This window comes from Mesorhizobium sp. M7A.F.Ca.CA.003.01.2.1 (assembly GCF_003998945.1).
Lineage (GTDB): Bacteria > Pseudomonadota > Alphaproteobacteria > Rhizobiales > Rhizobiaceae > Mesorhizobium > Mesorhizobium ciceri.
Window position 1 is genome coordinate 1 of the sequence record NZ_RZRA01000412.1, and the last position, 4,774, is coordinate 4,774.

At 64.7% G+C, this 4,774-nt stretch carries 4 protein-coding genes; all 4 read left to right on the top strand.

Going from position 1 to position 4,774, the window contains the following annotated elements:
- A partial coding sequence (locus tag EN969_RS17435; RefSeq protein ID WP_164758312.1) for an adenosylhomocysteinase occupies positions 1-116 on the top strand: 116 nt, incomplete at its 5' end.
- Positions 117-315: 199 nt separating this feature from the next.
- The gene (locus EN969_RS17440) at positions 316-2,871 is read left to right on the top strand and encodes a PAS domain-containing sensor histidine kinase (protein ID WP_127224162.1); all 2,556 of its coding nucleotides are present in this window, start codon (positions 316-318) and stop codon (positions 2,869-2,871) included.
- A gap of 8 nt (positions 2,872-2,879) precedes the next feature.
- Positions 2,880-4,391, top strand: coding sequence for a bifunctional tRNA (adenosine(37)-N6)-threonylcarbamoyltransferase complex ATPase subunit type 1 TsaE/phosphotransferase (locus EN969_RS17445; RefSeq protein WP_013528330.1), 1,512 nt, complete (start codon positions 2,880-2,882; stop codon positions 4,389-4,391).
- Positions 4,388-4,774 (top strand): NTP transferase domain-containing protein (locus EN969_RS17450; RefSeq protein ID WP_164758313.1); only part of this gene is annotated, 387 nt, incomplete at its 3' end. The genes EN969_RS17445 and EN969_RS17450, both read left to right, overlap by 4 nt.

The window sequence follows — 4,774 nt, forward strand, 5'->3', positions numbered from 1 at the left end:
CCCGCCTGCATCTCGACAAGCTCGGCGCCCGCCTGACCGAACTGTCGGGTGAACAGGCCGCCTATATCGGCGTCACGCCGCAGGGTCCGTTCAAGCCGGAACACTACCGCTATTAACCAAAGCTAAAATTACTACCAGATATTGAGGCCGGGCGATTGACTTTTCGCCCGGCCTTATTTTTGCGCGCCATCAGCCTTCACGCCGATTCGGCGAGGGGTTATTGTCAGGTGATTCGGCGATGCTTCCAGCCCGAGAGGGTCAAGAGAGGCACGCATCAGGGCGGTCTTGCATTCAGGCGGCGGAGAGGACCAAGACATGCCGGGGCAACACCCGCACAGAGCGGGACGGGCCGTTTCCGGCGGCCATGACGATTCGGGGATTGCTGGCTCCGCCCTGGAAGGGGGGAGCCTGTCCTGGCGCGCCCGCGCGTCGACATTCCTTGCCACCTCCGCGCTCGCGGGGCCCTTGGCCGGCGCCGCCGCGCATGCCGAGACCGCTGTTGCCAGCGTCGCCGGACTGTCGGTGAGTGCCATTGATGTCATGCAGCTTGCAGTGTTCGTCGGCGTGACGGGTGCCGCACTGATATCGGCCATCGTTCTCATCCGCGAAAGAGCCCGCACCTCGGCGGAGAATGTCGAACTCAGGAGCCGCCTCGCCGACATCAACGCGGCGCTCCGCCGTTCCGAGGCGCTGCTCAATCTGCGCGACCAGCGCGTCGTCGTCTGGGCTGCGGAAAACAAGAAGCCCGAGCTCATCGGCACATTGCCCGTCGAAAGCGGCGCTCCCGAGGATAGGGCCGCTTTTCTTGCTTTCGGCCGCTGGCTGATGCCGCGTTCGGCGGCGGCACTCGAACATGCCGTCGCGGGATTGCGCGAAAAGGCCAAACCCTTCGACCTGGTCATCGAATCGCAGGCCGGTGCGCCGCTCGAAGTGCATGGCCGCAAGAGTGCCGCGCATGTGCTCGTGCGTTTCCTCTCGCTCTCGGAGACGCAGCGCAGCCAGGCCAGACTGAAGATCGAGAACCAGCGGCTGGCCGCCGACCACGACACGATGATCGGCCTGCTCGACGCGCTGAACATGCCGGCGTGGCTCCGCGGCGAGGATGGCGGGCTGAAGTGGGTCAACCGCGCCTATGCCGATGCCGTCGAAGCCGAAAATGCCGAAGCCGCGGTTCGGGAGAAGAAAGAGTTCCTCGGCGGCCAGGCGCGCGATGCGATTGCCGCCCAGCACAGGACGCATCCGGTTTTCGAGCAGTCGCTGTCCTCCGTGATCGAAGGCGACCGCCGTGTGTTCGCGGTCACCGATTTCGCCGGCAGCGATGGCTCGGCCGGCCTTGCCTGCGACACCAGTGCCATCGAAGCCGTTCGCGGCGAATACGAACGGACGGTGCGAAGCCACGCCGACACGCTCGACCAGCTCAACACGGCGGTCGCCATTTTCGACACCGACGAGAAGCTGCGGTTCTTCAACCAGGCCTTCCAGAAGCTTTGGGGCCTGGAGGCAGGCTTCCTGCACAGCGCTCCAGACAATGCCTTGCTGCTCGACCGGCTGCGCAGCGAAGGCAAGATCGCCGAACAGCCTGAATGGCGCCGCTGGAAGGAAGGCCTGCTCGGTGCCTATCGCGCTGTGGAATCCCAGGAACATTGGTGGCATCTGCCGGATGGCAAGACCATCCGCGTCGTCGCCAATCCGCAGCCCAAGGGCGGCGTCACCTGGGTGTTCGAGAACCTGACCGAGAAGATGGACCTCGAGAGCCGCTACCAGACAGCGGTGCGGGTCCAGGGCGAGACGCTCGACAATCTTGCCGAAGGCGTAGCGGTGTTCGGACCCGACGGCAGGCTCCGGCTGTCGAATCCTGCCTTTGCCACGCTCTGGGGATTGAGCGGCGAAGCGGCCAAGCCCAGCGTCCATGTTTCCACCATCCGCGACCTTTGCGACCGGCAGGCGGCGGACAGCCCCTGGCCCGGCTTTGTTGCCGCCGTCACCGGCTTCGACGACGAGCGCCGCGACCGCCACGGACAGACCGAGCTCAACAACGGCAACGTGTTGAGTTACGCCATGATCCCGCTGCCCAACGGGCAGGTGATGATGACCTTCGTCGACGTCACCGACAGCGTCCATGTCGAGCGGGCGCTGAAGGACAAGAACGAGGCGCTGCAAAAATCCGACCAGCTCAAGAACGAATTCGTCCAGCATGTTTCCTATGAACTGCGCTCGCCGCTGACCAACATCATCGGCTTCACCGAACTCCTGTCACAGCCCACGACCGGTCCGCTGACGCAGAAGCAGCGGGAATATGTCGAGCATGTCAGCTCCTCCTCCGCGGTCCTGCTCACCATCGTCAACGACATACTCGACCTGGCGACGGTGGACGCCGGCATCATGCAGCTCGATATTTCCGAGGTGCAGGTCGATCGCACCATCGCCGCTGCGGCCGAACTGGTGGCCGACCGGCTGGAAGAGCATTCGATCAGGCTCGAGGTTGAAGCAGCCTCGGCGCCGAAGACGTTTCACGGCGATGAGGTCCGCGTCCGCCAGATCCTCTACAATCTGCTCAGCAACGCCGCCAATTACGCCCCGGAAGCCAGCACCATCCGGCTCACTTGCCGCCATCTGGCGGACGGGGTGGAATTCTCGGTCCATGACGACGGTCCCGGTATGCCGCCCGATGTGCTCGATTCGGTGTTCCGCCGTTTCGAGCCGCGCGCCAATGGCGGCCGCCGGCGCGGCGCCGGCCTCGGCCTGTCGATCGTCAAGAGCTTCGTCGAGCTGCATGGCGGCAGCGTTCGCATCGAAACCGGCAAGGACAAGGGCACGACCGTCATCTGCACCTTTCCAGACATGCCGGGCATCCGTGCCGCGGCCGAGTAGCGCGTTCGATGACCGGACTGGTGCTGGAGCGATTACTCGCCGACGAGACCCAGACAGCGCGGCTGGGCGAAGATCTGGCGCTGTCGCTGCGCCCAGGCGACGTGCTTGCCCTGAAGGGCGATCTGGGCGCCGGCAAGTCGACGCTGGCGCGGGCCTTGATCAGGACCTTGGCCGACGATGCCGGCCTCGACGTTCCGAGCCCGACCTTCACGCTGGTGCAGAGCTACGACACCCGCATTCCGGTGCATCATTTCGATCTCTACCGCCTGTCCTCGGCCGACGAGATCGATGAGCTTGGTTTCGACGAAGCCTTGGCGCAAGGTGCTGCTTTGGTCGAATGGCCGGAGCGGGCGGAAGCCCATCTGCCGAAAACCACGGTCCTGATCGAGCTCGTCCAGCATGGCAACGGCCGGCTGGCACGATTGTCGGGGCAGGGACCTGCCTTCGATCGGGCCGCAAGGTCGCTGGCCATGCGCGACTTTCTCGTGAGCGCCGGCTGGGCGCAAGCGCAGCGCCGCCATTTCATTGGCGATGCTTCTGCCCGCTCTTACGAGATCGTTTCGCTGCCGGGCCAAAAGCCGCAAGTGCTGATGAACTCGCCACGGCTGGTGCTCGGCCCGCCGGTCCGCGACGGCAAGCCCTATGCCGAGATCGCCCACACCGCCCAGTCGGTTTCCGCTTTCGTCGCCATCGACCGCGCCTTAAGGGCAGGCGGCGTCAGCGTTCCGGAAATCCATGCCGAGGACCAGGAGCAGGGATTCCTGCTACTCGAGCATCTTGGCTCGGAAGGGTTCCTCGGCAGCGATGGCCAGCCGCTGCCCGAGCGCTGCGCGGCGGCGGCCGAGCTGCTGGCCATGATGCATGGCAGGACCTGGCCGCAGCGCCTGGAAACAGGGCATGGCGGCTTCCACGATGTCCCGCCTTTCGACCGCGAGGCCATGATGATCGAGGCCGATCTGCTGGTCGACTGGTACGTGCCGGCAATAACGGGCAGCCCGGCAAGCGGTGCCTTGCGCGCCGGCTACCACAAGCAATGGGGCGCGCTCCTCGACCGGCTGCACGGCCGCGAATATACGCTGATGCTGCGCGACTTCCATTCGCCCAACATCATCTGGCGCGGCGACCGTTCAGGGCATGATCGGCTGGGCATCGTCGATTTCCAGGATGCGCTGATCGGCCCGTCCGCCTATGACGTCGCCTCGCTGGCCATGGACGCGCGTGTTACGATGTCGCCCGAGATCGAGAGAAAGACGCTGGATGCCTATGTCGCGGCGCGCCACGCAGCCGGTGCTTTCGACGAGGCAAGCTTCCTGGAATCCTACGCCATCATGGCGGCGCAACGAAATTCCAAGATCCTCGGCATCTTCGTCCGCCTCGAAAAGCGCGACGGCAAGCCCTATTATCTAAAACACCTGCCGCGCATTCGCGATTATCTGCGCCGGGCCTTGTCTCATCCGGCGCTGGCAAGCCTGCGCGAGTTCTACGACGCCCACGGTTTGCTGGAGGAGCGAGCGCTGTGACAGCAGGACCGGACACCGCCATCGTACTTGCCGCCGGCCTTGGCAAACGCATGCGGCCGATTACCGACACCATTCCCAAGCCGCTGGTCAGGATTGCCGGCAAGACGTTGCTCGACTGGAGCCTCGACAGCCTGGCTGCCGCCGGTGTCGCGAAGGCCGTGGTCAACGTCCACTATTTTCCCGAACAGATCCTCGCCCATGTCGCCGCGCGCCGCGCGCCAAAAATCGTCATTTCCGATGAGAGCGAACAACTGCTCGATTCCGCCGGCGGCATCGTCAAGGCGCTGCCGGAACTGGGCGAGCGACCCTTCTACATCCTCAATGCCGACACCTTCTGGATCGATGACGGTCCTCTCAATCTCCAGCGCCTCGCCCTTGCATGG